Source organism: Pseudomonas morbosilactucae (assembly GCF_023241665.1).
Lineage (GTDB): Bacteria > Pseudomonadota > Gammaproteobacteria > Pseudomonadales > Pseudomonadaceae > Aquipseudomonas > Aquipseudomonas morbosilactucae.
Map to the genome: position 1 here is coordinate 20,622 of NZ_JALQCX010000064.1, position 24,029 is coordinate 44,650.

Here is a 24,029-nt window from a genome sequence, read left to right on the forward strand (position 1 = left end):
AGCCAGCACAACAGGCCCGGCCTTGACGGCAATCAATTGCCCTCACTGCATCAGGTCGGCGAAGGACAGGAACATCACCTCGTCGTGCCTGAGCACCTGCTGCTCGCACTCGATCAGCGCCAGCCCGTCGGCCCAACAGGCAGCGGTCAACATCGCCGAGCTTTGCTGAGGGTGCAATTCGACGCTCAAACGACCTTCGGCACTGGGCGCTAACCGCGCGCGCAAGTACTGCCGGCGCTTGTTGCGGCGCAGCCAGTCAAACCCGGCCGGCACCGCCAGTGGTCGCGGCAGCACGTCTGTCACGCCCAGGGCCCTGAGCAGGAAGGGGCGCACCACCAGCAACGCCGTAATCAGCGCCGCCGATGGGTTACCCGGCAGCCCGATCCAGGGCTTGCCCAGCACATCGCCAAACGCCAGCGGCTTGCCCGGCTGAATGGCCAGCCGCCACAGAGCCACATGGCCCAGTGCTTCGATGGCCGGCTTGAGGTGGTCCTCTTCACCCACCGATACCCCTCCGGAGGTCAGCAACAGATCGCACGCCGACGACGCCAGGCTCAAGGCCTGGCGGCTGGCCTGCGGTTCATCGGCCATGACCCCATAGTCGTGCACTTCAACGCCCCAGCCGCGTAACAACGCCGCGAGGCAATAACGATTGCTGTTATAGATCTGCCCCGGCGCCAAGGCCTCACCCGGTTCACGCAGTTCATTGCCACTGCTGAGCAGCCCCACCTGCAACGGTCGATAAACCTCGACCCGCGATATGCCTGCGCCGGCCAACAGGCCCAGTTCCTGGGCGCGCAGGCGCTTGCCGGCCTTGAGCAACAGGTCGCTGCGGCGCAGCTCTTCGCCCTCCCAGCGCACATGGTCACCCAGGGTGACGGGGGGCACGTGAACGCGCTTGCCCTCGACCCGGCAGCGCTCTTGGGCAACCACCGTATCGGCTCCGGGCGGCAGCGGCGCGCCAGTAAAAATCTGCACGGCGTGCTGTGGAAGCAAAGGCGAGTCAGCCCGGTCCCCCGCGGCAATTCGCCCGCCAATCGGCAAATACCCACCCTCGAGGGGCAGGTCTGCCGCCCTGAGGGCATAACCGTCCATGGCGCTGTTGTCCCAGGCCGGCAGGTTCAGCGGCGAGTGAAGGTCTGTTGCCAGCACCCGCCCCAAGGCCTGGTCCAGGGAAACCCATTGCGACAACGGCGGTGGCGGTGCCTGACTCAACAAGCGGCCAATGGCCTCGTCCACCGGCATCAGGTTGCCCAGGTCACACACTGGGGTGCTCACGAGCGTGTCTCGCAGGCATCGATCGAGCGCTGCGCCTGCACCTTCAAATGCGGGGCGAAATTGCAGGGGCCGGTACGGCTGTCCAGTTGCCCCAGGAGGATTTTGTTCCAGGCTGTGCGGCAGGCGCCCGGCGAGCCCGGCAGACAGCACAGCAGCACGCCATTGCTGATTCCGGCCAAGGCCCGCGACTGCAGGCTGGACATGCCGATTTCCTCCAGGGACACCTGCCGGAACAGCTCGCCAAAGCCATCAACGTGTTTATCCAGCAGCGGCAGCACCGCTTGCGGCGTGTTGTCACGCGCCGTAAACCCGGTGCCGCCGGTCATCAACACCACCTGTACCTGGGGGTCGGCGATCCATTGGGACACCCTGGCACGGACCTGATAGATGTCGTCCTTGACCAAGCCTCGGTCGATCAGCACATGCCCGGCGGTTTGCAGCAGATCCGCCAGGGTCTGTCCCGACGTGTCGGTGTCGATGGTGCGTGTGTCGCTGATGGTTAATACGGCAATGTTCAGAGGTTCAAAGGTGCGTTGCGTCAGGTGGGCCATATCCAGGGGTTCCCGTAAATGAGGGTATGGCCCAGCCTGAACCGGAATCGTGGCCCGGCCTATTCCTCCAAGGAGGTACCTCGACCGAACCGACAGGGGCTCAAGGCAGCGACCAGTGGAACATGGCTTTGGCCAGGACCACGATCAGCAGCATGTGCACGAGGATGCTGCGGCGCAGTCCCCTTGCGCGGGCGGTGGTCAAGCGGGCGTGGGTCAGCCAATACGCCAGCAGCAGGTAATGGCCAATGATGCTCAGGGCCAGGAGGATTTTCAGGCTAAGCAAGGTGCCGAAACTGCTGGCCAGCGGTTGGCTCAAGGCGTCTCGGTATTGCCACGCCAAGCCGATGCCGGCGCCGTACAACAGCAACACCACGGCGTGCAGGACCTTGCGCGAGCGTAATGCAATCGACTGATCCGCCGTGACTTGGGCAGCGTCCGGCAACCGTTGGCGGGCCCAGTGCCAGATCACCACCTCGAAGAACAGGGTGCCGATAAACCCAATGGCGGCCAGCAAATGAACGATCAGCAGAAACGGGTACATCAGCGACAACCTCCAACGATTTGCCGACTCACCCCGGATGCCCGTCAACCCGGGCCCGCAGCAGCATCGGCCCGTAGCGCCAGACGTAGAGGGCAAACGCCAGCGCCCAGCACACACCGGCCAGCCACAACGCCAGCAACGGGAAAAACACGATCAGCAGCACCCGGCACAGGCACGCCAAGTTGAGCAGAATAAACGCCAGGGTCATGCCGGACGGCGGTTCCAGGGCGCGACCGGTGTGCCCGAGGGTCACCCGGGCAATCATCGCCAAAACCAGGCCGCCCATGGCGCCAATCGTCAGGCAATGCACGGCCAGGCTCGGGTTGATCGGCACGCCCAGATGCCACAGCGCCATGCCCAGGCACGCCAGCGCCAGCCAGCCATAGGCCAGGTGCAGGGACCACAGCAGCGGCACGCGCCAAAGCGCTCGGTCATGCCAACGCAACAGCCGCAGCAGATGTCCCGCCGCCAGTGCCGCGAACAGCACCCCGACCCAGGCACTGGGGTTGAGCGCTGGCCCCACCGCATACAGCACCGCCACCAGCAGGGAACCGACCAGCAGCAACCGGTCCAGCCAAGGCCAGGCGACGACACCTTCGGCCCGCCTCAGGCCGCGCTGGGTGAAAAAAGGAATGACCCGCCCGCCAATCAACCCCATCATCGCGGCCACCAGCCACAGGCCGGTCAGCACGCCCTGGCGCTGCCAACCTTCATGGCCCTCCACCCGCCCATACAGGGATTGGCCGTCGGCCACCGCCAACAGCAGCAACACCAACACAATCGGGTAGTTGCGCGTTTGCCGCACCTTCCACAGGGTGAACCCCATCAGCAAAGCCACCGCCAGTGGAAACGCCAACTCCAGCACAGCCAGCAACGGCCAGGGCGCATTGACCAGCCAGGCCAGGCGTGCGCTCAGCCACAGCAGCGCCAGGGCAGCCAAGGGTGTGCCGCTCAGGCCGGGGCGACCGCTCCAGGTCTGCACGGCCGTCAGCAGAAAGCCCGCGATGATCGCCAGCCCAAAGCCAAACAGCAACTCATGCCGGTGCCAGCCCAACCAACCGCCGGCCGGCTGCCAGTTGCCCATCAAGCCACTGAACGCCGCCAGCCAAAGGGGGATGGCCAGCACTGCCAACAGGCAACCCGCGAGAAAAAACGGCCGAAACGCCAACCGTAACAACGGTGGGATCGCCATCGCTTTACGGCGTTCAAGCACTTGCATAACCTCACTCCTGTACTTTTCCTGACACTTGCAAGCGGACGCTGGCAAGGAGAACCCGGATGAACTGTGGCTGACCCATCACCCGCCATGCACCGAATGCAGCGCCTCGCCATTGGCCTGTTTAAACAGGTTGCAGATGGCATCCACCTGCGGCCGACCGACCGGAAGAATGCAGATGAAACGCTCGGACAGCTCAATCAGGCCATCACGGTTCAACTGCTCCAGCACTGGCCAGGCGGAAGAAAAATACTGTCGAAAATTCATCCCGTAGCGGGTTTCGATGGCCTGGATATCCAGCTCCAAATCACACGCCAGTCGCTCCATGACCCGTTGCCGAACCTGGTGACCCGCCTCGCAACGCCAGCCACGGTGGGTCGGCAACTGATCGCGCTGCAGTTGCCGGCTGTAGCGTTCAAGCTCAGCGCTATTCTGCGTGTACAATTCGTCGATCTGGCTGATCGCCGCCACGCCGAAGCCGATCTGATCGCAATAGCCATGACGGGTGAAGCCTTCACAGGTGCGGCGTAACCGGCCTCGCTCCTGGGCAATCGCCAGGTCGTCATCGGCCCGCACAAACTGGCCCAGGCCAATGTAGTGGTAGCCCGCACCGATCAACTGGTCAAAGCAGCTTTGGCGCATCGCGGCCTTGTCGTCCTCGGCGCACAGGGCCACCGCGTTGTCGCGGTTCAATGAACGATAGCGTTGGGGCGGCCGGGCATAGTCGAACACCAGCAGCCTGTCCGGCTCCAACTCGATCAGGGTCGCCAGTTTCAGCGCAAAGCTCTCTGGCGTCTGCCAGGCCCGGCCAAACCCCAGGTCGACGTTGACGGAGCGATAACCAAAGGTTCGTGCGGCATCGATCAGCGACTCAATGGGTGCCGGGTCCTGACAACGGGCCAACGACCCGGCACTGTCGCCCTCCCGGTCCGGAATGCCGATGCTGACATGCTTGAAGCCCAGGTCGCGCAGCACGCCCATGGTCGACCAATCGGTGGTGTTGAGGTCGACATCGATGCTGCAATCAACGCACTCATGCCCCGGGAAGTTGAAGCGACCACGCAGGTGGCTCATCAGTCGCCGCAGGTGAGCGATGGCCAGCGTCGCACCGCCCAAATGAAACTGCTCGACCCGTTGCCCGGCCCCCAAGTGACAGGCGACGATATCAATTTCATGTTCCAGGCACTGCAGGTAACGCTCGACAGTCCCCCGTTCGCCTGGGCGGTGATCGGAGGAGTCGGGAACAGGGAAGGAAGCCCTCAGGTTGCCCGGCACCTGTACGTTCAGGGACAAGGGGCGGCGCTTCTGGCGACTGCTGCGCAGGGCCCGAAGCAAATCCAGAGAACCGATGCCCTCATGAAACTGCTCAGTACCGACATGCATATCGGGGTCGAGTACGCCCTGGTCACACCGAAGGTTCGGCTCGCCGGGTTGCTGAAACAGATTGAGCATGAGGGGTCTCCGAAACGGGCTGCGGAGCGACAGTGTCTGGGGCTGGAAGTACAGGCCTCTTGATGTGTGTCAAACCCAGGCAACCTGCACTCACCACGTCAGGTAAAACAGCCCCTTGGCCAGCAGCACGATGATCACCATGTGGCAAAACAGGCTGCCATGGATGAATTGCACGTATCGAGCCTGCATTCGACCACGCTTGAACAACAACATGGCCACCAGGAAATGCCCCAGTACGCTGGCCGCAACCGCTATTTTTATCATCAGCAAAGTGCCGAAAGAGGAGGACCAGGGCGCGGTAAGGGCTGGCAGATAGCGCAACCAGACCATCCCCAGGCCGGCGCCGAACAACAGCAACAGGACCCACGGCATCAGGCGGCGAGCCCGTCGGCCAACCCCCTGCTCGACCAGCACCATGACCTTGACGGGCAACTGTTTGCGGAGGCTGCCCAGGAACAGCACTTCAAAGAACACAGTGCCGATAAAGATCAGCGCGGCAAACAAATGCACGGTTAAAAACAGCGGATAGAGCATGGATTCTCGCTCTCAAGGGGTCGGCGCAATGGGTCGAGGTGGAATCACCTTCAAGGCTCAACACCGATTGCCGGAGGCTCACGGTTTTAGCCGTGACACCCACCAGCAGCGGGCTGCGCCGCAGAATATCGAGCGCACGGTTCCATGGCCTTGACGTTAATCAAGCCGGGCCCGAATCGGAAAACCCAAGGTCCTCGCCTGCCAGCCTGGCTGGCACTGACGGCCCATCGTTGGCCGCTCAGACCGCCGATACCGCCATCGAGTGAGGGCATTCAGGGTGTGCTGGCCCCGACACAGAGCTTCGCCGGCCTTACCGGTGATGCCTCTCGCCGGGATGCCCGCCCACTACCCACCTATCGAGCCTCATACTCCGCCTTTAACAGCCGCTTCATCAGCTTGCCGGTGGGTTCACGCGGCAATGTCGCGCGAAAGTCGAACTGCTGGGGGCATTTGACCCCGCCCAGGCCTTCGCGCACAAAACGCCGCAGCGCTTCAGCCAGCCCGGGCCCGCTTTCGACGCCGACCCGGGGCTGGACCACGGCGACCACCCGCTCGCCCATTTCTTCGTCCGGCGCGCCGATGACCGCCACGTCCTCGACATCGGGGTGGGTGATCAACAGGTTTTCAATTTCCTGCGGGTAGATGTTCACCCCTCCGGAAATGATCATGAAACTCTTGCGATCGGTCAGGAACAGGTAGCCGTCTTCATCCAGCCAGCCGATGTCGTTGAGCGTCGCCCAGCCTTGGTGGTTGTAGGCCTGGCGGGTTTTCTCGGGGTCGTTGTGGTACTCGAACCGCGGGCCGTCGGCAAAGTAGATATCGCCCTGGGTGCCCCGCGGCAGTTCTTCACCGTCCGGCCCGACGATTTTCACCGTGCCGAGGACCGCACGCCCTACGGAACCGGGTTTACTCAGCCACTGCTGCGAGTCGAGCGCGGTGATGCCGCACATTTCGGTGCCGGAGTAATACTCGTGAATGATCGGCCCCCACCAGTCGATCATGGCCTGCTTGACCGGCACCGGGCAGGGGCCGGCAGCGTGTACCACGGCACGCAGTGAACGGTGGCTGTAGGCCTGCCGTACGGTTTCGGGGAGTTTGAGCAGGCGCACGAAGTGGGTCGGCACGAAGGTCGAATGGGTAATGCGGTACTGCTCGATCAACTGCAGGGCCTGCTCGGCGTCGTAGCGTTCCATGATCACCACGGTGCCGCCCAAGCGCTGAATCACCATGGCCCAGCGCAGCGGCGCCGCGTGGTACAGCGGCGAGGTCGACAGGTAGCGGCTGTCGGCGTCCATGCCATACAGGCTTTGGCCCATGTTCATCAGCGGCGTGACTGCATCGATCGGCCCGTCGGGTAGCTGTGGCTTGACGCCTTTGGGGCGGCCGGTCATGCCCGACGAATAGAGCATGTCGCCACCCGCCGTGGCGTCCGCGACCTCGGTGGTCGGGTAGCTTGAGCGGGCCTGGGCAAAGGGTACGCGCCCCGGCGCCGAGCTGAACAACTGCACGCCCTCGACACCGGCCAGCCCGGCCGCCTGCTCGGCAACCGCCGCCAGGGCGTCGCTGGCAATCAGTACCTTGGCCCCGGAGTTGGCGACCACATAGGCCAGGTCCGCCGCCGAGGATTTGCAGGAGATCGCCGTCAGGTACAGGCCAACGCGCTGGGTGGCCCAGGCAACGGTGAAGATGTCGAAGCCGTTTTCCAGCAGCACGGCAACGCAGTCGCCACGGACCAGGCCAAGGTCGCGCAGCAGGTGCGCCCCCTGGTTGGCCAACTGGTCCAGCTCACGGTAGGTGAGCACCTGGTTGCTGGCGGCCAAGACGCACGCCGGTTTATCCGGCCGGGTGCGCGCGTGGGTAATGGGGTGCATGGCTGTTCCTCGTTTTTATCGTTATGGGGTCGCGTGCTTCACGGTCAATCAGCGCCCGGTCCAGACCGGCTGACGCTTTTCAGCAAACGCCTGCGGGCCTTCGATGGCATCGCTGGAGGCCAGCATTGCTTGCATCTGCGGGTAGTCCCATTCATCCACCAGAGCCCGCTCGATGGGCGTGTCCAGCCCGCGTAGCACCGCCTCTTTGGTGGCCCGCACCGACAACGGGCTGCAGGCCATGATGGCCTCGGCCCAACGCCGCGCCGCCGTCAGGACGTCGTCTTCGGCCACTTCATTGACAAACCCCAGCTCGCGCCCTTCCTGCGCGCTGACACGCCGGCCGGTGAGCAGCATGCCCATGCTGTGCTTCAGGCCGATCAAACGCGGCAGGCGCTGCAGGCCACCGGCCAGCGCCGCGAGCCCGACTTTCGGCTCCGGCAGGGCGAACACGGCGTGGGGCGAGGCAATGATCAGGTCGCAAGCCAGCGCCAACTCGAAACCTCCGCCCATGGCGACGCCGTTGACCGCTGCGATCACCGGCTTGTTCAGGTCAAACCGGGCACTCAGGCCTGCAAAGCCCTTGGTCGGGGTCACCAGCCCGCCGCCATTGGCTTGCTGCTTGAGGTCATGGCCAGCGCAAAACGCCTTGCTGCCGGCACCGGTGATGATGGCCACCCATTGCTGCTCATCGTCGGCAAAGGCGTCGAACGCCTGCTGCAGTTCTTCATGGGCGGCGGCGTTCAATGCGTTATGGCTGTCGGGCCGCTGGAGGGTCACCAGCGTCAGGTGCCCTTCCCGTTCGACGCTGATGTATTGGTAAGTCATTGGCCGGCCCCCGGTGTGTGATCGAGCATGCCGGCCAGCCGCTGCTGAATGATGGCCTGGGCATCGCTGACGATGCGTTCAAGCAGCTCGGCGCAACTGGGGATGTCGCGAATCAGGCCCTGGACCTGCCCGGCCCAGACCAGGCCCGCATCCAGGTTGCCGGTTTCGAGCGCTTCTCGCCCCTTGGCGCCGGAGACATAAGCGCGAATGTCGTCGAAGCTGGCGCCGATGGCCTGTGACAGCTCCACCACCTTGTCCGAAACACTGTTGCGGGCCACCCGGCCGGTGTTGTGAAAGTTGCGGAAAATCAGGTGCGTGGCGCGCTCATCGTTGTTCACCAAAAACTGCTTGATGGCCTCATGAATCGGCGCCTCACGGGTGGCACAGAAACGCGTCCCCATGTTGATGCCCTCAGCGCCCAACGCCAGGGCCGCCGCCAGCCCCCGGCCATCGCCGAAGCCGCCGCTGGCGATCATGGGAATGTGGATCTGGTCGGCTGCCGCGGGAATCAGCACCAGCCCTGGAATGTCGTCTTCGCCGGGGTGCCCGGCGCACTCAAAACCGTCGATGGAAATGATGTCCACGCCCATGCGCTGGGCCGACAAGGCATGGCGCACCGCCGTGCACTTGTGAATCACCGTCAGGCCACTGGCCTTGAAGGCCTCCACATGTTCCTGGGGTTTGTTGCCGGCGGTTTCGACGATGCGCACACCGCTGTCGATGATGGCTTGGCGGTACTCGGCATAGGGCGGCGGATTGACCGATGGCAGAAGGGTCAGGTTCACCGCGAACGGCTTGTCCGTCAGGCTGCGGCACCGTTCGATTTCCCGGCGCAGGTCGTCAGGTGTCGGTTGGGTCAGTGCCGTCAGGGTACCCAGTCCGCCGGCGTTGGACACAGCACTGGCCAGCTCCGCCCGTCCGACCCACATCATCCCGCCTTGAACGATGGGGTGGCGAATGCCAAGCATCTCGGTCACGCGATTACGAAAAGCCATCTCAGAGCACCTCCACAATAGTGACGTTGGCCATGCCGCCGCCTTCGCACATGGTCTGCAAGCCATAGCGCTGGCCACGGGCTTTCAGGGCATGGATCAGGGTGGTCAACAATTTGCTGCCCGAGGCGCCCAGCGGGTGGCCCAGGGCAATGGCCCCGCCGTTCACATTGAGCCGCTCCGGGTCAGCCTCCAGCGCATCGAGCCAGGCCAGCGGGACCGGCGCGAAGGCCTCGTTGACTTCGTACAGGTCGATGTCGGCGATGCTCAAGCCGGCTTTCTTCAGGGCTTTGCGAGTCGCATGGATCGGCTCTTCCAGCATGATCACCGGGTCGCCGGCGGTCACCGTCATGTTGACCAGCCGGGCAATGGGGGTCAGCCCGTACTGCTTGAGGGCGCGCTCACTGACCACCAGCACGCCCGAGGCGCCGTCGCAGACCTGACTGGCATTGGCCGCCGACAACACGCTGCCCTCCAGCAACGGTTTGACCGCACTGATCGACGCCAGGCTGGCGTCGTCACGGATGCCCTCATCGCGCAGGTGCAGGCCGTTGGCGGTGGCCAGGCCGATGATTTCTTGGGCAAAGGCGCCGCTGGCGGTGGCCCGGGAGGCGCGCTGGTGGCTCTGCAGGGCGAAGCGGTCCAGGGTTTCACGGTCGTAGCCGAACTTTTTCGCGAGCATTTGCGCGCCTTCGAATTGGCTGAACGTCTGCACTCCAAAACGGCGCTGGATCCGCTCGCTGAAGGGCCCGACGCCAATCCCGGCCTGCTCGTGGAGCGACATGTTGGAGAACATCGGCACCCGGCTCATGCTTTCCGCCCCGCCGGCAATGACCACGTCCTGCATGCCCGACATCACCGCCTGGGCGGCAAACTGCACCGCCTGCTGCGAGCTGCCGCACTGGCGGTCGATGGTCACCGCCGGCACGCTTTGCGGGAGTGTCGAGGCCAGGACCACATTGCGGGCGAAAGCGAATGACTGCTCCCCAGCCTGGGTCACACAACCAAAAATCACATCCTCGACCAGGGCGGGATCGATACCCGAACGCTCGATTAGCGCATCCAGGATTTCAGCCCCCATGTCGGCGGGGTGCCAACCGGCCAATTGGCCATTGCGACGTCCCCCGGCGGTACGGACAGCTTCAACGATATAGGCATCGGCCATGTTCAGACTCCTGAATGGAAATGGGGTGGACGTTTTTCAATGAATGCCGCCAAGCCTTCACGGGCTTGCGGGCCGTGGCTGACCGCGCTGATGCTGCGCGCCTCCTGCTCCAGGTGGGCTTCAAGCTGCGCGCCATAGCTGTGCAACAACAGTTGGCGCACCCGGCCCAGGGCCGGCGTGGCCGCGGCGGCCAAGGCCTGGGCAATCTGGCGCCCCTCTGGCAGCAATTGACCGTCGTCGACCAGACGGGTGATCAGGCCCAGGTCCTGGGCCTGCGCGGCGTCGAGTCGGCGGTTGAGCAGCAGGATTTCCTGGGCCCGGCGCAAGCCGACCAGGCGTGGCAAGTGCCAGCTCAGGCCGCCGTCGGGGCTCAAGCCGATGCCGCTATAAGCCGGGGTGAAATGGGCCGAGCCGCTGGCCAGGACGATGTCACCGAGCAGCGACAGGCTCATGCCGGCCCCCGCAGCCGGGCCATTGACCAGCACCACCAGGGGCTTGGCCATGCGCATCAAACGTGAGATGGCCAGGTGCAGCACCCCGGCCAACTCGCTGAGAAAGCCCGGCACCTCATCGCCTGAGGCGGTAAACGCCCCCAGGTCACCGCCCGCACAGAACAACCGGCCGGCCCCGGTGATGACCACGCAACGAATCGCCGGGTCCTGGTCACAGCGGATGGCGGCACGCAGGAGCGTCTGTGCCATTGACAAGTCGATGGCGTTGCCCCGTTGCGGCCGATTCAACGTGAGGTTGGCCACCGGGCCGTCAAGGTCCAGCAGTACGCCATCGTTCATGGGCAGGCCTCCATGCAGCGACGTGCCAGTTCAGCCAGCACCGGGAAGCTTTCGGCCCGTTCGCGGGCATGGGCCGACGACGCCGTGCCGCGAATGACCCGGCCCTTGATGCCATGAAAAATCGCCGCCATGCGGAAGAAGTTGAAGGCCATGTAAAACTCCCAGGAGGCAATGGGCCCGCGCCCTGTACGCGCGCAATACGCCGCCAGGTAGTCGGCCTGGGAGGGAATGTTCAGCGCGGCCAGATCGGCGCCCGACAGACCGGCCACGATGGTTGGCGGCATCTGATACATCATCGCGTGGTAGGCGAAGTCGGCCAGCGGGTGCCCGAGGGTCGACAGCTCCCAATCCAGCACCGCGATGACCCGGGGTTCGCTGGGGTGGAAAATCATGTTGTCGCAGCGAAAATCACCGTGCACGAGGCTCGTCTCGTCGCCCGCGGGAATGTGCGCCGGCAGCCATTCGATCAGGGCGTCCATGTTGGAATCTCGCCCGGCGGCAGTGTCTTCCAGGTACTGACGGGACCAGCGACTGATTTGCCGAGCGAAGTAATTGCCCGACTTGCCGTAATCGCCCAGCCCCAGTTCGACCGGGTCCAGACGATGCAACGCGGCGAGTGTGGCGTTCATCGCATCGAAGTAGCGTGGTCGTTCCTCGCGCTCGACCTCGGGAAAGGTCGCATCCCAGAAGATCCTGCCCTGGACCCGCTCCATCACGTAAAAGCAGCTGCCAATGATCGACTCGTCCGTACACAGCCCATGGATGCGCGGCACCGCAAAGCCGACCTTGGACAAGGCCTGCTGCACCCGCGCCTCGCGCTCCACCGAATGGGCGCCTTGCAGCAACGGCCCGGTGGGCTTGCGTCGCAGCACGTAGCTGCCCGATGGCGTGTCGAGCTGGTAGGTGGGGATCGACTGGCCGCCCTTGAACTGCAACACCGTCATCGGCCCGCGAAAGCCCTCGACATGGGCCTGCATCCAGTCGTGCAGAGCCCCCTCGTTGAACGCCATTTCCGGGCGTACCGCACCGGCACTGGTCTGTTGTGCCATGGCCTTCATGCTTGCGCCCTCGCCCAGTCCCGCTTGATTTTCTTGGCCAGCGACCATTTGTGAACCTCGGTCGGCCCGTCGTAGATCCGAAACGCGCGAATTTCCCGGTACAACTGCTCGACGATGCTGTCTTCGGTCAGCCCGCTGCCGCCCATGACCTGCACGCAACGGTCCGCGACCCGCATCAAGGCTTCGCTGACCGCCACCTTGGTCATCGAACTCTCCGCACCGCCCTGGGCGCCGCCGTCCAGGACCCCGGCACACCAGTCGATCATCAGCTCCACCTGTTTCAGCTCGATCAGGTTTTCCGCCAGCATGAACCCCGTGCCTTCGTGGTCGATCAGCAGCTTGCCGAAGGCCATGCGCCGGTTGGCGTAGTCGGTGGCGATTTCATTGGCCCGCAGGCAGGCGCCGTACCAGCGCATGCAGTGGGACAGTCGTGCCGGCGCCAGCCGGACCTGGGCATAGTGAAAGCCCTCGCCCGCGTGGCCGAGCATCTGCTCGGCAGGCACCCGCAAGTGATCCAGGGTCACAATCGCGTGGCCGCCCGGCATGGAACTGTCGAGCGTGCGGGGCACTCGCTCGATGCGGATGGAGGGGTCGGGCAGCGCCACCAGGAACATGCAGGCGCCCTCCTCGGCCTTGGCCATGACAATGCCGATCTGCGCACCCTCGGCGCCGGTGATAAAGGCTTTGCGGCCATGGATGACCCAGTTGTCACCTTCACGCCAGCAGGTGGTTTGCATCATCGAAGGGTCTGAGCCGGCGCCGCCTTCGGCTGCCGGTTCGGTCATGAAAAAGGCCGAGCGGGCGCGCCCGGCGATCAGCGGCTCGAGGAATTGTTGCTTGATCGCCGGGCTCCCCACCTTGCCGAGCAAATACATGTTGCCCTCGTCCGGCGCGCAGGTATTACAGGCCAACGGGCCCAGGGGCGAGAGGCCGGTGCGCGCCAACACCACGGCGGTGCCGCGCTGACTCAAATGACGGCCGTCCGCCAGGATGTGCGGGGTCAGCACCCCTTCCTCGCGCGCTTTCTGACGCAGTTCGGCCGCCAGCTCATCAGTGGGGCAATCGTGATGATCGCGGCGCCGGTCCTGCTCGTACGGCACCACCACGTCGCGCACAAAACGCTCCACCCGTTCGGCGATGGCGGTCGCCAGTTGCATGTCGTCCGTACTCATCGGGCAGCCATCCGTATTGCGCCGTCCAGGCGAATGACTTCGCCGTTGAGCATGGGGTTTTCGACAATGGCCTGGACCAGTTGAGCAAACTCGTCCGGCTGCCCCAGGCGACTCGGGAACGGCACCTGTTGCCCCAGCGAGGCCTGTGCCTCCTGGGGCAGCGAGGCCAGCAACGGCGTGAGGAAAATCCCCGGGGCAATGGTCATGACGCGGATGCCGTAGCGGGCGAACTCCCGGGCCAGGGGCAAGGTCATGCCAACGATCCCGGCTTTCGACGCGGCGTAGGCCGGCTGGCCGACCTGGCCGTCGAAGGCGGCGACACTGGCGGTGTTGATAATCACCCCACGCTCCTCACCCAGCAGTTCGGCGCTGTGCAGGCGAGCGGCGAACTTCGACAGCACGTTGAAGCTGCCATTGAGGTTGATGTTGATGATGCGCATGAAGTCCTTGAGCGGCAGCGCCGTGCCGTCCCGGTTGAGAGCCTTGGCCGGTGGCCCGATACCGGCGCAATTGACCAGGATACGGGCCTTGCCATGCAGCCCTTCGGCAGTGGCCAGGGCGTCTTCGATGGCGACCTCGTCGGTCACATCCGCCTCGATAAACACCCCGCCGATGGCCTCGGCGTGCTGCCGGCCGAGCACCGGGTTGAGGTCGATAATCGCCACTCGGGCCCCGGCGGCCGCCAATCGCGCCGCGACGGCGCCCCCCAGGCCCGACGCACCGCCGGTCACTACTGCTGCTATTGCCTTGGTCTGCATATGCATGGATCCCCTTGCTTTTTTTATGGCTGTTGCGAGCTGCGATCACAGCAACGATTTGAGCGGCACCGAGGTATCCGCGAGCACCTCGGGGGCGATACAGGCTTGAGCGAGCACCAGCCCGCGGCCCTGGACGTAATCCGCCGAGGCATTGATGCAATCCAGGGCGATGACGCGCCCGCGCTTCAGGTAGATGACCGAGAACGCTCGGCTCAACGGGTCGCCGCGCAACACCGCCTGGTCATGCCCGGTCGACAGGCCGACGGTTTGCAGGCGCAGGTCGTACTGGTTGGACCAAAACCAAGGCAAGGCGGCGTAGTCTTCGCCCTTGCCGAGGATTTCCCGGGCCACCAGCGTGGCCTGGTCGTTGGCGTTCTGGACCGATTCCAGGCGAATCGCCAAGCCGTCGGCAAAGCGGTTGAAATGGCTGGCGCAATCGCCAATGGCGAAGACGTCCGGCAACGAGCTGCGACAGCGCCCGTCCACCGATACGCCGTTGCTGATGGCCGCCCCGGCGGCGATCAGCGGTTCGATGTCCGGCAGCACGCCAATGCCGACAATCACCATGTCGGCCGCCAGTTGACGCCCGTCAGACAGGCGCACGTGGGCCACCCTGCCCTGTTTGCCCAGGAGGCAGTCAACACCCAGGCCCAGGTGCACCACCACGCCCTGGGCACGGTGCTCGGCCTCGTAAAAGCGCGACACCGCCACCCCGGCCACTCGGGCCAGCACCCGATCCTGGGCTTCGACCACGCTGACTTCACGCCCCAGCTTGCGCAGCACCGCGGCGGCTTCCAGGCCGATAAAGCCACCGCCGATCACCACCACGTGCTGCACCGCGTGCAGCTCGGCCATGATGGCGTCGACATCGGCACGGCTGCGAATGCAGTGCACTCCCTGCAACTGCGCGCCGGCCACGGCCAGCGGGCGCGGTCGGGCACCGCTGGCCCAAATCAGTCGGGAGTAGCCGATGCGCTCGCCCTGCGCGGTCTCGACCCAATGCTGCGTCGCATCGACCCGGACCACTTCGCAATCCAGCTGCAAGGCAATCCCGCGCTCCTGCCAGAAGCCCTGCGCCCGCAGCACAATGCGCTCGAACGGTTTCTCCAAGGCGAGGTATTCCTTGGACAAGGGCGGGCGCTCGTAAGGCAGATGGGGCTCTTTGCCCAGCAGCGCCAGGCTGCCCGCAAAGCCCTGTTGGCGCAGGGCGATGGCGGCTTGCGCGCCGCCATGCCCGGCACCGACGATCAACACGTCAAAGTGCTGCACAGGCGGGGCTTCATTCATCGGGGGCCACCTCGACACACAGGCCTTCGCTACTGGCGTCCAGGTTGAGCTGGCACGCCAGGCGCGAGGTGTCGCGCCGATAGAGGCTGCAATCGAGCATGTCGGCCTCGTCGCTGCCCATCGGCGCCAGATGCTCGGCACCTTGCAGGACAAACACATGGCAGGTGGCGCAGGAGCAGCACCCGCCGCACAACGCCCGGACATCGTCGACGCCGGCGTCGCGCAGGGCCTCCATCAGCGAGATACCAACGGGTGCACGGACTTGCATCTGGCCGCCATCGCGGCAGATCACGTTGATCGTGGGCATGATCGTTTCCTTGAAATGTTGGGCCGTCGCGGGTCGCACGGCCGGTAAAACACGGCGCTGGGCGCTAAGGCAGAAGCACGGCCTTGATGCACTCACCGCTGGCCTGGTCGGCGATCGCCTGATTGATCTGTTCCAGCCGATAGGTCTTGATCAGCTTGTCGAACGGGAAGCGCCCGGCCTTGTAATGGGCCAGCAACTCGGGGATGAACCCGTGCAAGTCGCTGTCGCCTTCGATAATTCCCTGGAGGCGATGACCAAAGGTGATCAGCGACGCCAGGTTGATCGACACTGCGCTTTGCGGTGTCGGCGGCACCCCGGCAAGGCCGAGCAAGCCATGGCTGGCCAGCGCGGCCAGGGCCGCTTCGACCGCCGACTCTCGGCCGCTGGACTCAAAGGCAAAATCCACGCCCAAGGGCAGGATTTCACGGATGCGCGCGGCCACGTCACAGGCCGTGGGGTCAATCACGTGATGCGCGCCCAAGGTCAAGGCCAGTTCGCGACGCCCATGCTGCGGCTCGACCAGGATCACCGTGGCACAGCCTTGAATCTTCGCTGCCATCACCGCCGCCAAGCCCACCGGGCCACCGCCGAAAATCGCCAGGGTCGAGCCTGCCGGGCACGCCATGGAGCGCATGACGGCGCCGGCCCCGGTCTGCAAGCCACAGCCCAGCGGCCCGAGGATCTCCAGCGGCAGTTGCTCATCGTCGATCTTGACGACATTGCGCTCCGTGGCCAGGGCGTGACTGGCAAAGGACGATTGGCCGAAGAAGTTCGACGAAACTCGCTCATCACCGATGTGAATCGCCGCTGAACCGTCTTCACGGGCCCCGCTGTAGTTCAGTTGAGGAAAGGTCTGGCAGTACGACGGCAACTGTTCGTGGCAACGCGGGCAGTGACCACAGTGGGCAAAGCTGATCACCACCCGATCCCCGGGAGCCACCCGAGTAACGTGCCGCCCCACTTGCTCAACGATGCCCGCCCCTTCATGGCCCAGTACCGCCGGCAAGGCGATCGGGATGAACTGGTCACGGGCGACCAAATCGGTGTGACACAACCCGACGCCCACAATGCGGACCAGCACTTCGTCGTCCCGGGGCCCATCGAGCTGAGCCTGCTCAACGGTAAATGGCGCGTGCGCCTTACGAGCTACAGCAGCTTTTATCTGCATAGTGAGTACCTGCTAATAATTGTTATGGGGTGCGCGATGGCGGTGTTCAGGCCAGGGACATGACGATCGATTTGGGCTCCAGGTAGGCCTCCAGCACTTCCATGCCGTTTTCCCGGCCCAGCCCGGAGCGCTTCATGCCGCCAAACGGAAAACCGGGGTCGGCCAGTAACGCGCAGTTCACAAAAACGGTGCCGGCATCGAGCCTGGCGGCGGTCCGATGGCTGGTTGCCAGATCACGGCTCCAGACATGGGCGGCCAAGCCATACACGCTGTCGTTGGCCAGGGCGACGGCCTCGTCCAACTCGTCGAACGGTGCCGCGATCAGCACTGGGCCAAAGACCTCCTCGCGGGCCACCTCGGCGTCGGCCGGAACGTCGCGCAGCAAGGTCGGGGCGAAGTAGTGCCCACGTTCGGGCAGGCGCCCCGAGTGCGCCGGGTAACGCTCAATGCCCTGGGCCAGCGCTCGCTCGACAAACCCCGAGACTTTCTCGTGCTGACGGGCGCTGATCAGCGGCCCGAGCTGGCTGGCCGGATCGTGGCTGGCGCCGATGTTCAGCGACCCTGCCACGCCGGCGATTCCCTCCAGCACCTGCTCATAGACCGCGCGCTGGACGTACAGGCGAGTGCCGGCGTAGCACACCTGGCCGCTGTTGAAGAAGCACGCCATGGCGGCCTGGGGAATGGCCCGGGCAAGGTCGGCGTCCTTGCAGATAATGGTCGGCGACTTGCCCCCCAGCTCCAGGGTCACGCGCTTGATGTCCGCCACCGACGCCTGCAGCACCGATTGTCCGGTGGCGGTGGAACCGGTGAAGGCGACTTTGGCGATACCCGGATGGGCCGCCAGTGCCGCGCCCGCCGCCCCGCCGCCGGTGACCACGGACAAGACCCCCGGTGGCAGCCCGGCTTCCAGGGCGATCTGTGCCAGGCGCAAGGCGCTCAGGGAGGTTTCCGGGGCAGGCTTGAGCACCACGGTGCAGCCGGCGGCCAGGGCCGGGGCGATTTTCCACATGGCCAGTACCAGGGGAAAATTCCACGGGGTAATCGCCGCCACCACGCCCACGGGTTCGCGCCGGGTGTACACGTGAAAATCGCCCGGCGTGACGCTCAGGTTTCCGGCACGCCCGGCCAGTTTCGTCGGCCAGCCGGCAAAAACCCGCAACCAGCTGACCACGGCCGGCAGATCGACGCCGCTGGCGATGCTGATGGGCTTGCCCGTGTCCAGGGCTTCCAACTCGGCCAGACGAGTTGAGTCGGCCTCAATGGCATCGGCAAAGCGGTGCAGCAAACGCTCACGGGCCAGGGGCGTGATGCCCCGCCAGGCAGCGCTTTCGAACGCCGCGTTGGCGGCACCGACAATCGCATCGACATCCTCGACCGTGGCGTCGGCAATTTCAGTGATGGTCTGGCCGCTACACGGGTCTTCATCCACCAGTACGGCCTGGGTGATCAGGCGTTCGGAACCGGCATACAGCGCCCGCTCCGGCAGTTCGAGTTTCGGGAAAGGCAACATGATCATTCTCCTGTGCAACCACGGCGCCGAAAGTCGGTGGGGGTTTCGCCCACCTGCTGGCGGAACAATCGCGTGAAGTGCCCTTGGGTCTTGAAGCCCAGTGCGTCGGCGATCGCCATGATCGACAACCGCGAGTTGCGCAACATGTCCTCGGCCACCCGCAACTTGCTGCGAACCACGTACTGGTGCGGCGTGGTGCCCATGGCGTTGCGGAACATGCGGCAGAAGTGCGAGGGCTTCATGCCGGCGAGCATTGCCAAGGACTCCAGGCTGAAGTCCGCTTCGGGGCACTCGCGGATCTTCGTCAACACCGCGTGCAAGCGATGGGGCGACGACAGGGTGCAGGGTATCTGCGTCGGCGCGATGCCCACACCACGGCTCAAGTGCGCCTTGAACGCGGCGAACAGGGCCTCGATGTAGGTGTTGCGTTCAAGCGTCTCCTCCTCGTAGAGCTGGGTGAGAATCTGCCGGACCAGCGCGATGCCGAACGGATCGGTGTAGGCAAAGCGCAAGGGAATCTCATGCTGCGCCAATGAATGGGGGCCGACGCCCACGCTGAGGGTCACCACATCCAGCTCGCCATCGACCAACCAGCGCGACCCCATGCCCTGGGGCACGACGGTGGCGTCGCTGGGTTTTGAGCACACGTCGCTCCAACTGCCGCGCTCCCACATGCGTACTTGTTGCTTGCCGCCAATGTGCGCCACGTACAAAGAGCTGGGTAAAGCCGGCAGTTGGTAATGACCGACAAATTGACGCCAGCGGGTAAGTTGCCAGCCCTGCTCGGTCGAGCGGTACGACACATCGGGCGGGCAACACAGGGCGTCGCTGATAATCGCCTCGCTGGTCCAGGTTTCTCGTGGCCTTTGCATAATCGACTACCTCGGGACCAGAACGACGTTGAGGTTTTTCAGACCATTGAGAAAGTTGGAACGAAAGCGGCGGGACGCCGAACACAATTCAAAACGCTGGACCCGTCGAGCGAGGATGCGAAACACCACCCGCAACTGCATCTCGGCCAACCGCGAGCCCACGCACACGTGCTGCCCCGAGCCGAACCCCAGATGCTGCGGCCCGGTGCGGGTCACGTCGAACTGGTCGGCATTGGCAAACACCGCTTCATCACGGTTGCCCGAGATGTACCAGAGCACCACCTTGTCGCCCTTGGCGATGGCCTGGCCGCCGATGACCGTGTCTTGCATCGCGGTCCGACGCATGTGCATCACTGGGCTGGCATGACGCACCATCTCGGCGGCGGCCGTTTTCAGCAGGTCGGGGTTGTCCACCAGGCGCTGCCATTGCTCGGGCTGCTGGGCAAAGGTGACGATGGTGTGGCTGATGGAGTTGCGGGTCGTCTCGTTGCCACCGACCAGGGTCAAAATCAGGTTGGCGATAAAGTCCCGCAACGAAGCGCTGCGGCCATCGACCTGGGCATGGGCCAGCAGCGACGCGATGTCCGGGCCTGGGTTGGCCAGGCGGTCTTCGAACAGCGTCTGCGAGAACGCCATGAACTCCCCCAGGACCTTGCCCAGCGCCTCGGGCGACTGGCGAAATTCAGGGTCATCCTCACCCACAAAGGCATTGGTCCAGTGGTACAGGTCGTGCCAGGTTTCTTCCCCCAAACCCAAGAGTTCAGCCAGGGTCAGCAGCGGCAAAGGAGCCGACAGCAACGGCACCAGGTCCACCGGTTCGCCCAGGGGGATCTTGTCGATCAAGGCCTCGGCACGGGCCTCAATGCGTTGTTCGATATCCCCCAGGCGGGCCGGAGACAGCGCCGGCATCACCACCTTGCGGTACTGGGTGTGCACGGGTGGATCGGTGGAAATGAACGGCACGCCAATGGCCGAGTCACCGGCATTGGTGAGGCCGACTTCGTTTTCGTTGAAAATCCGATGGCCACCGTTTTCATGGGCCGAAGAGAACAACAGCGGCTGGCGCGAGACTTCGACGATGTCGGCATGACGCAGGATCGCCCAGAACCCGGCGCCATCGGCTTCGGGGTTCCAATACACAGGCTGTTCCTGGCGCAGTCGGGCAAACACTTCGTGGGGCACCCGATTGACATAGAGGTCGGGGCTTTTCAAATCGGGGCGCTGATCAAGATCAGCGTTCGCAAGGTCGGACGTGAGAACAGGCATATTCTCTGACTCCATCGGGGCCCTCGACGGGCTTTTATTATTGGGCTATGCAACAAGGTAGAGCGAAGCAGCGGCAGGGTCTATACACAGAATTACCGCCGTTTTTGTCTATTCCTGCAGTGCACTTGGAGGGCGGTTCTATCCAGTCTTTTGCTCGGTTGTCCGCTTATATCGACGCACTGTTCAGAACAACTTCGCCAGGCGCAGCTGCACGACGTAATCATTCTTGAAGCCACCCTTGACGTTGATATCTCGACCGAGCATCCCTTCGATTTGCGAGGTGGCCGATATCCACTTGCCCGCAAACAGTCGCAGTTGATCATTACGGGTCTTGGTCCCGGTGTAATCATCATCCAGGTAACGTTTACCGCCGTAGCGTCCCGAATAACCAAAGGTCAGCGAGTCCGTCGGGTTGAACTGGTAACGCAGATAGGTTTGCAACTGGGTGGCCGGATCAACCGAGTCTTTTATTCCTCGGTCAGTGCTGTCGCGACGAAAAGCCACATCCAGGTAAGCGTCCAGGTAAAAGCCGTGCCCCAGCCCCTGGGTCATCCCCAACTGCGGGGTAAACACCCAGGCGCCCCCACCGATGGAGACATCACGCACGTCGTACTGCCCCGTAGGTGCGGTGAGGAATGCCGTGATCCCCAGGGTGGTTCCGGTGGGTTCCATGGAAGCCAGCGGATAGATCGTGGCCCCCACCGTCAGGTCGCCAATGCCGTTGGACGTGGTCTGATCAACCCCGCCGACACGCGCCGTACGAAACTCCCCGGCCGGCACAAAAAACTGAAAGGAGGTTTTAACGCCCCCCAGGTCCCTGAAGTACACGCCCCGCACAATCGATGTAGCCGCTTCAAGTTTCGACTTCGGCACGGTATTGCCACCATCGACCTTGAACGAGTCGGCCGATTGATACTGTCCATAAATCAGTGCGACGGCAGAGTGATCCGGGAGCCATAAGTAATCCCCTGGATGACCATCGAACGCATAACTTTTCGAGGCAACAGACAGCACTAACGTCGACATGGCAACGGCTTTTAACTTGTTCATCTGCGACTACCTTTTTTATTCTTGTAATGGGTCTACACGCGAACAGGCACAGCGGCCTGCGAGCCCATCATAAGGACGCACGGAACAGTCGACTGGTCGGAAATGACCTGTGTTTTTACCGAATCTTGCGGTGGCTATGGACGCTGGGGTGGCGCACGTAGCAATAGACGCCCGACGACCTTGTCTTCACCTCAAAGGGGTGATGTGAAAGGTTTGCCCCCCGATGACGGGCAAGTGATACGCATAAAACGGGGGACTAGCCGTGGTCGACTTGTCCACGCCTGCCTGCCCCCCCCACCTTCCTCGCGCCCCGCCATTGATGGTGCTGGCCACTTCACCCTCAACTTGACGCTCGATATCAACTCGTCGATGGACTGTCTGGCGCGTAGCCATCGGCGTGCTGCCTGCTCCACTTGGGACGCGCCCTCGCCCCACGGGTGCCGGCCATCAGGAAAATAAGCCTCAATCCATACGACAGCGTTGATAGTGGAAATCACCACAACCACATTGAACGCCTACCAACTGAATGGTAGCGTAATAACAATTTCAAAAACCGAACTAAACCCTGAATAAATCGCTCTGTGAGAATCCTATGCAAGATTGGAAGCAAACCCGCAAAGACATCAACACTCGCCTGGTGGAACTCAACGGCCTGTCTCCAGAAACCATGAAAGGCATGGCTGCGCTGGGCGCTGCCGGCAGCAAGACCCATCACCTGGACGCAAAGACCCGCGAGCTGATCTCCCTCGCCGTGGCTGTCACCACCCGTTGCGATGGCTGTATCGCCTTCCACGCCGCGGAAGCCAAGAAACTCGGCGTCACCAGTGAAGAAGTTGCCGAAGCACTGGGTGTGGCAATCAACATGAACGCTGGCGCGGCGCTGGTTTACAGCACGCACGTGCTGGACGCATTCGACAAGTCGTAACTCCGACAGCTTGGTTTTTAACCCTCAACCTCTTCGAGATTAATCATGAATAAGCTGTTCACCCCTTACGACCTGTCCGGTACTGCACTTCAGAACCGGGTCGTCATGGCTCCAATGACCCGCACTCGGACCCTGGATAACATCCCTAACGAGTTCACCGCGCTGTACTACGCACAGCGCGCCTCTGCCGGGCTGTTGATCACCGAAGGCTTACCGGTTTCCGACGAAGCCCGCGGCTACCTGTACACCCCCGGTATTTACGCCGATGAACACTTGCCAGGCTGGCGTAAGGTCACCGACGCGGTGCATGCCAAAGGCGGAAAAATCTTTGCTCAGTTGTGGCACGTTGGCCGCATGTCCCATGTTTCGGTGCATGGCCTGGTGCCGGTTTCTTCGGGCACTCAGCCGGCGGTCGATACCACCGTCTACGCCTGGGTCGAGCCCGGCGAGTCCGGCCCTGTGCAACCCAGCGTGCCCCGTGCGCTGGATACCGATGAGGTAAAGCGGGTCATCGCTGACTTTGTGAAGTCCGCGCGCATGGCGATGGAAGCCGGTTTTGACGGTGTCGAAATCATGGCCGCCAACGGCTTTCTGTTTGACCAGTTCCTCAGTAGCGCCTTGAACACCCGTACCGACCAGTACGGTGGCTCGATCGCCAATCGCCAGCGTTTCCTGCTGGAAACCATCGACGCGATTGCTGCCGAAATCGGCGGGTCAAAGATTGGCGTACGGTTCTCGCCATTTGGTCGCCTGTACGACTTTGGTGTTTACGAAGGTGAGGCAGAAACCTGGATGAGCATGGCAGCAGCGCTCAACGAGCGTGAGCTGGCCTATATCCACCTTAACTACCAACCGACCCTCGTCACCGCGCAAACGCCGCCTGGTTTCAGCGCGGCGTTCCGTGAAGCCTACAAAGGGACCTTGATGGCTGCTGGCGGATTCACCCAGGCCCTCGCTGAGTCGGAGCTGGCCAAAGGTGAACTTGACTTGATCGCCTTCGGAACCGCCTACATCGCCAACCCTGACCTGGTAGAGCGCATGCAGAACGGCTGGCCACTGGCAGAAGGCGATCGCACGACTTACTACGGTGTCAGCGATCGCATCGCCAAGGGTTACACCGACTACCCGCACTACCTTGCAGACCAAGCCTGAGGACTGACTGCTTCATCACTGGCCACTTCAGACATCAAGGAGCACACCATGCCGCTCATTACCATCAAGAGCATTGAAGGCCTTTTTACCGATCAGCAGAAAGCCGAAGTCATTCAGAAAGTGACGGACGCCATGGTGTCTGTGGAAGGTGAAAACATGCGCCCCCTCACCTGGGTCATCTTCGAAGAGGTCAAGAGCGGGGATTGGGGAATCGCGGGCAAGCCCGTGACGGCGCAAGAAGTCTTGAAATTGCAAGCGGGTCAATAAAGACGCCCCTTCCCCCAAAAA

24 protein-coding genes are annotated in these 24,029 nt (G+C 63.4%); 3 read left to right on the forward strand and 21 right to left on the reverse strand.

The features are described 5' to 3' along the window. Positions 1-42: 42 nt before the first annotated feature. The 21 genes from M1B35_RS28105 to M1B35_RS28205 form a co-directional block, all read right to left on the reverse strand. A complete protein-coding gene (locus M1B35_RS28105; RefSeq protein WP_123333953.1) occupies positions 43-1,278 on the reverse strand; it encodes a molybdopterin molybdotransferase MoeA in 1,236 nt (411 codons plus the stop codon). Continuing rightward, positions 1,275-1,829 (reverse strand): molybdenum cofactor biosynthesis protein B, encoded by a 555-nt coding sequence (gene moaB / locus M1B35_RS28110; RefSeq protein WP_123333955.1) that lies wholly within the window; start codon positions 1,827-1,829, stop codon positions 1,275-1,277. Before moaB ends, M1B35_RS28105 begins: the two co-directional genes overlap by 4 nt. A gap of 100 nt (positions 1,830-1,929) precedes the next feature. Further along, positions 1,930-2,370 carry a hypothetical protein gene (locus tag M1B35_RS28115; RefSeq protein WP_123333957.1) on the reverse strand — a complete coding sequence of 147 codons (441 nt, stop codon included), beginning with the start codon at positions 2,368-2,370 and terminating at the stop codon, positions 1,930-1,932. 28 nt (positions 2,371-2,398) lie between these two features. Further along, a complete protein-coding gene (locus M1B35_RS28120; RefSeq protein WP_123333959.1) occupies positions 2,399-3,589 on the reverse strand; it encodes an NnrS family protein in 1,191 nt (396 codons plus the stop codon). A 78-nt stretch (positions 3,590-3,667) separates the two neighbouring features. Beyond that, positions 3,668-5,038, reverse strand: a complete 1,371-nt coding sequence (locus M1B35_RS28125; protein ID WP_268263679.1) for an oxygen-independent coproporphyrinogen III oxidase — start codon at positions 5,036-5,038, stop codon at positions 3,668-3,670. A 90-nt stretch (positions 5,039-5,128) separates the two neighbouring features. Next, positions 5,129-5,572: a CopD family copper resistance protein gene (locus tag M1B35_RS28130; protein WP_123333963.1), complete on the reverse strand. Its 444-nt coding sequence runs from the start codon at positions 5,570-5,572 to the stop codon at positions 5,129-5,131. A gap of 353 nt (positions 5,573-5,925) precedes the next feature. Then, positions 5,926-7,443, reverse strand: a complete 1,518-nt coding sequence (locus M1B35_RS28135; RefSeq protein WP_268263680.1) for an acyl-CoA synthetase — start codon at positions 7,441-7,443, stop codon at positions 5,926-5,928. A 48-nt stretch (positions 7,444-7,491) separates the two neighbouring features. Further along, a complete protein-coding gene (locus tag M1B35_RS28140; protein ID WP_268263681.1) occupies positions 7,492-8,268 on the reverse strand; it encodes an enoyl-CoA hydratase-related protein in 777 nt (258 codons plus the stop codon). Then, positions 8,265-9,263 (reverse strand): NAD(P)H-dependent flavin oxidoreductase, encoded by a 999-nt coding sequence (locus M1B35_RS28145; RefSeq protein ID WP_123333969.1) that lies wholly within the window; start codon positions 9,261-9,263, stop codon positions 8,265-8,267. Before M1B35_RS28145 ends, M1B35_RS28140 begins: the two co-directional genes overlap by 4 nt. Position 9,264: 1 nt before the next feature. Continuing rightward, complete coding sequence (locus M1B35_RS28150) at positions 9,265-10,425, reverse strand: acetyl-CoA C-acetyltransferase (RefSeq protein WP_268263682.1); 1,161 nt, start codon at positions 10,423-10,425, stop codon at positions 9,265-9,267. A 2-nt stretch (positions 10,426-10,427) separates the two neighbouring features. Further along, positions 10,428-11,216, reverse strand: a complete 789-nt coding sequence (locus tag M1B35_RS28155; protein ID WP_268263683.1) for an enoyl-CoA hydratase/isomerase family protein — start codon at positions 11,214-11,216, stop codon at positions 10,428-10,430. Continuing rightward, a complete protein-coding gene (locus tag M1B35_RS28160) occupies positions 11,213-12,274 on the reverse strand; it encodes a phosphotransferase (RefSeq protein WP_268263684.1) in 1,062 nt (353 codons plus the stop codon). The genes M1B35_RS28155 and M1B35_RS28160 overlap by 4 nt, the downstream gene beginning before the upstream one ends. Next, a complete protein-coding gene (locus tag M1B35_RS28165) occupies positions 12,271-13,446 on the reverse strand; it encodes an acyl-CoA dehydrogenase family protein (RefSeq protein WP_123333977.1) in 1,176 nt (391 codons plus the stop codon). Before M1B35_RS28165 ends, M1B35_RS28160 begins: the two co-directional genes overlap by 4 nt. Continuing rightward, complete coding sequence (locus M1B35_RS28170) at positions 13,443-14,204, reverse strand: SDR family NAD(P)-dependent oxidoreductase (protein WP_268263691.1); 762 nt, start codon at positions 14,202-14,204, stop codon at positions 13,443-13,445. Before M1B35_RS28170 ends, M1B35_RS28165 begins: the two co-directional genes overlap by 4 nt. Positions 14,205-14,249: 45 nt before the next feature. Then, positions 14,250-15,491 carry an NAD(P)/FAD-dependent oxidoreductase gene (locus M1B35_RS28175; RefSeq protein WP_268263685.1) on the reverse strand — a complete coding sequence of 414 codons (1,242 nt, stop codon included), beginning with the start codon at positions 15,489-15,491 and terminating at the stop codon, positions 14,250-14,252. Further along, entirely contained in the window at positions 15,484-15,798 is a 315-nt protein-coding gene (locus M1B35_RS28180) for a 2Fe-2S iron-sulfur cluster-binding protein (protein WP_123333983.1), read from the reverse strand. The genes M1B35_RS28175 and M1B35_RS28180 overlap by 8 nt, the downstream gene beginning before the upstream one ends. Positions 15,799-15,862: 64 nt before the next feature. Beyond that, positions 15,863-16,966 (reverse strand): NAD(P)-dependent alcohol dehydrogenase, encoded by a 1,104-nt coding sequence (locus tag M1B35_RS28185; RefSeq protein ID WP_268263686.1) that lies wholly within the window; start codon positions 16,964-16,966, stop codon positions 15,863-15,865. A gap of 46 nt (positions 16,967-17,012) precedes the next feature. Further along, entirely contained in the window at positions 17,013-18,476 is a 1,464-nt protein-coding gene (locus M1B35_RS28190; protein WP_123333986.1) for an aldehyde dehydrogenase family protein, read from the reverse strand. 2 nt (positions 18,477-18,478) lie between these two features. Next, positions 18,479-19,348 (reverse strand): helix-turn-helix domain-containing protein, encoded by an 870-nt coding sequence (locus M1B35_RS28195; protein WP_268263687.1) that lies wholly within the window; start codon positions 19,346-19,348, stop codon positions 18,479-18,481. 6 nt (positions 19,349-19,354) lie between these two features. Continuing rightward, positions 19,355-20,614, reverse strand: a complete 1,260-nt coding sequence (locus M1B35_RS28200; protein WP_268263688.1) for a cytochrome P450 — start codon at positions 20,612-20,614, stop codon at positions 19,355-19,357. A gap of 183 nt (positions 20,615-20,797) precedes the next feature. Beyond that, positions 20,798-21,664, reverse strand: coding sequence for a transporter (locus M1B35_RS28205; RefSeq protein WP_268263689.1), 867 nt, complete (start codon positions 21,662-21,664; stop codon positions 20,798-20,800). A 592-nt stretch (positions 21,665-22,256) separates the two neighbouring features. Here M1B35_RS28205 and M1B35_RS28210 point away from each other — a divergent pair. Genes M1B35_RS28210 through M1B35_RS28220 form a run of 3 tightly spaced genes read left to right on the forward strand, consistent with a single transcriptional unit; the run spans position 22,257 to position 24,008 of the window. After that, on the forward strand, positions 22,257-22,589 hold the full coding sequence (locus M1B35_RS28210) for a carboxymuconolactone decarboxylase family protein (protein WP_123333994.1): 333 nt from the start codon (positions 22,257-22,259) through the stop codon (positions 22,587-22,589). Between the two features lie 45 nt (positions 22,590-22,634). After that, positions 22,635-23,741, forward strand: a complete 1,107-nt coding sequence (locus tag M1B35_RS28215; RefSeq protein WP_268263690.1) for an alkene reductase — start codon at positions 22,635-22,637, stop codon at positions 23,739-23,741. A gap of 48 nt (positions 23,742-23,789) precedes the next feature. Then, on the forward strand, positions 23,790-24,008 hold the full coding sequence (locus tag M1B35_RS28220; RefSeq protein ID WP_123333998.1) for a tautomerase family protein: 219 nt from the start codon (positions 23,790-23,792) through the stop codon (positions 24,006-24,008). Positions 24,009-24,029: the final 21 nt, after the last annotated feature.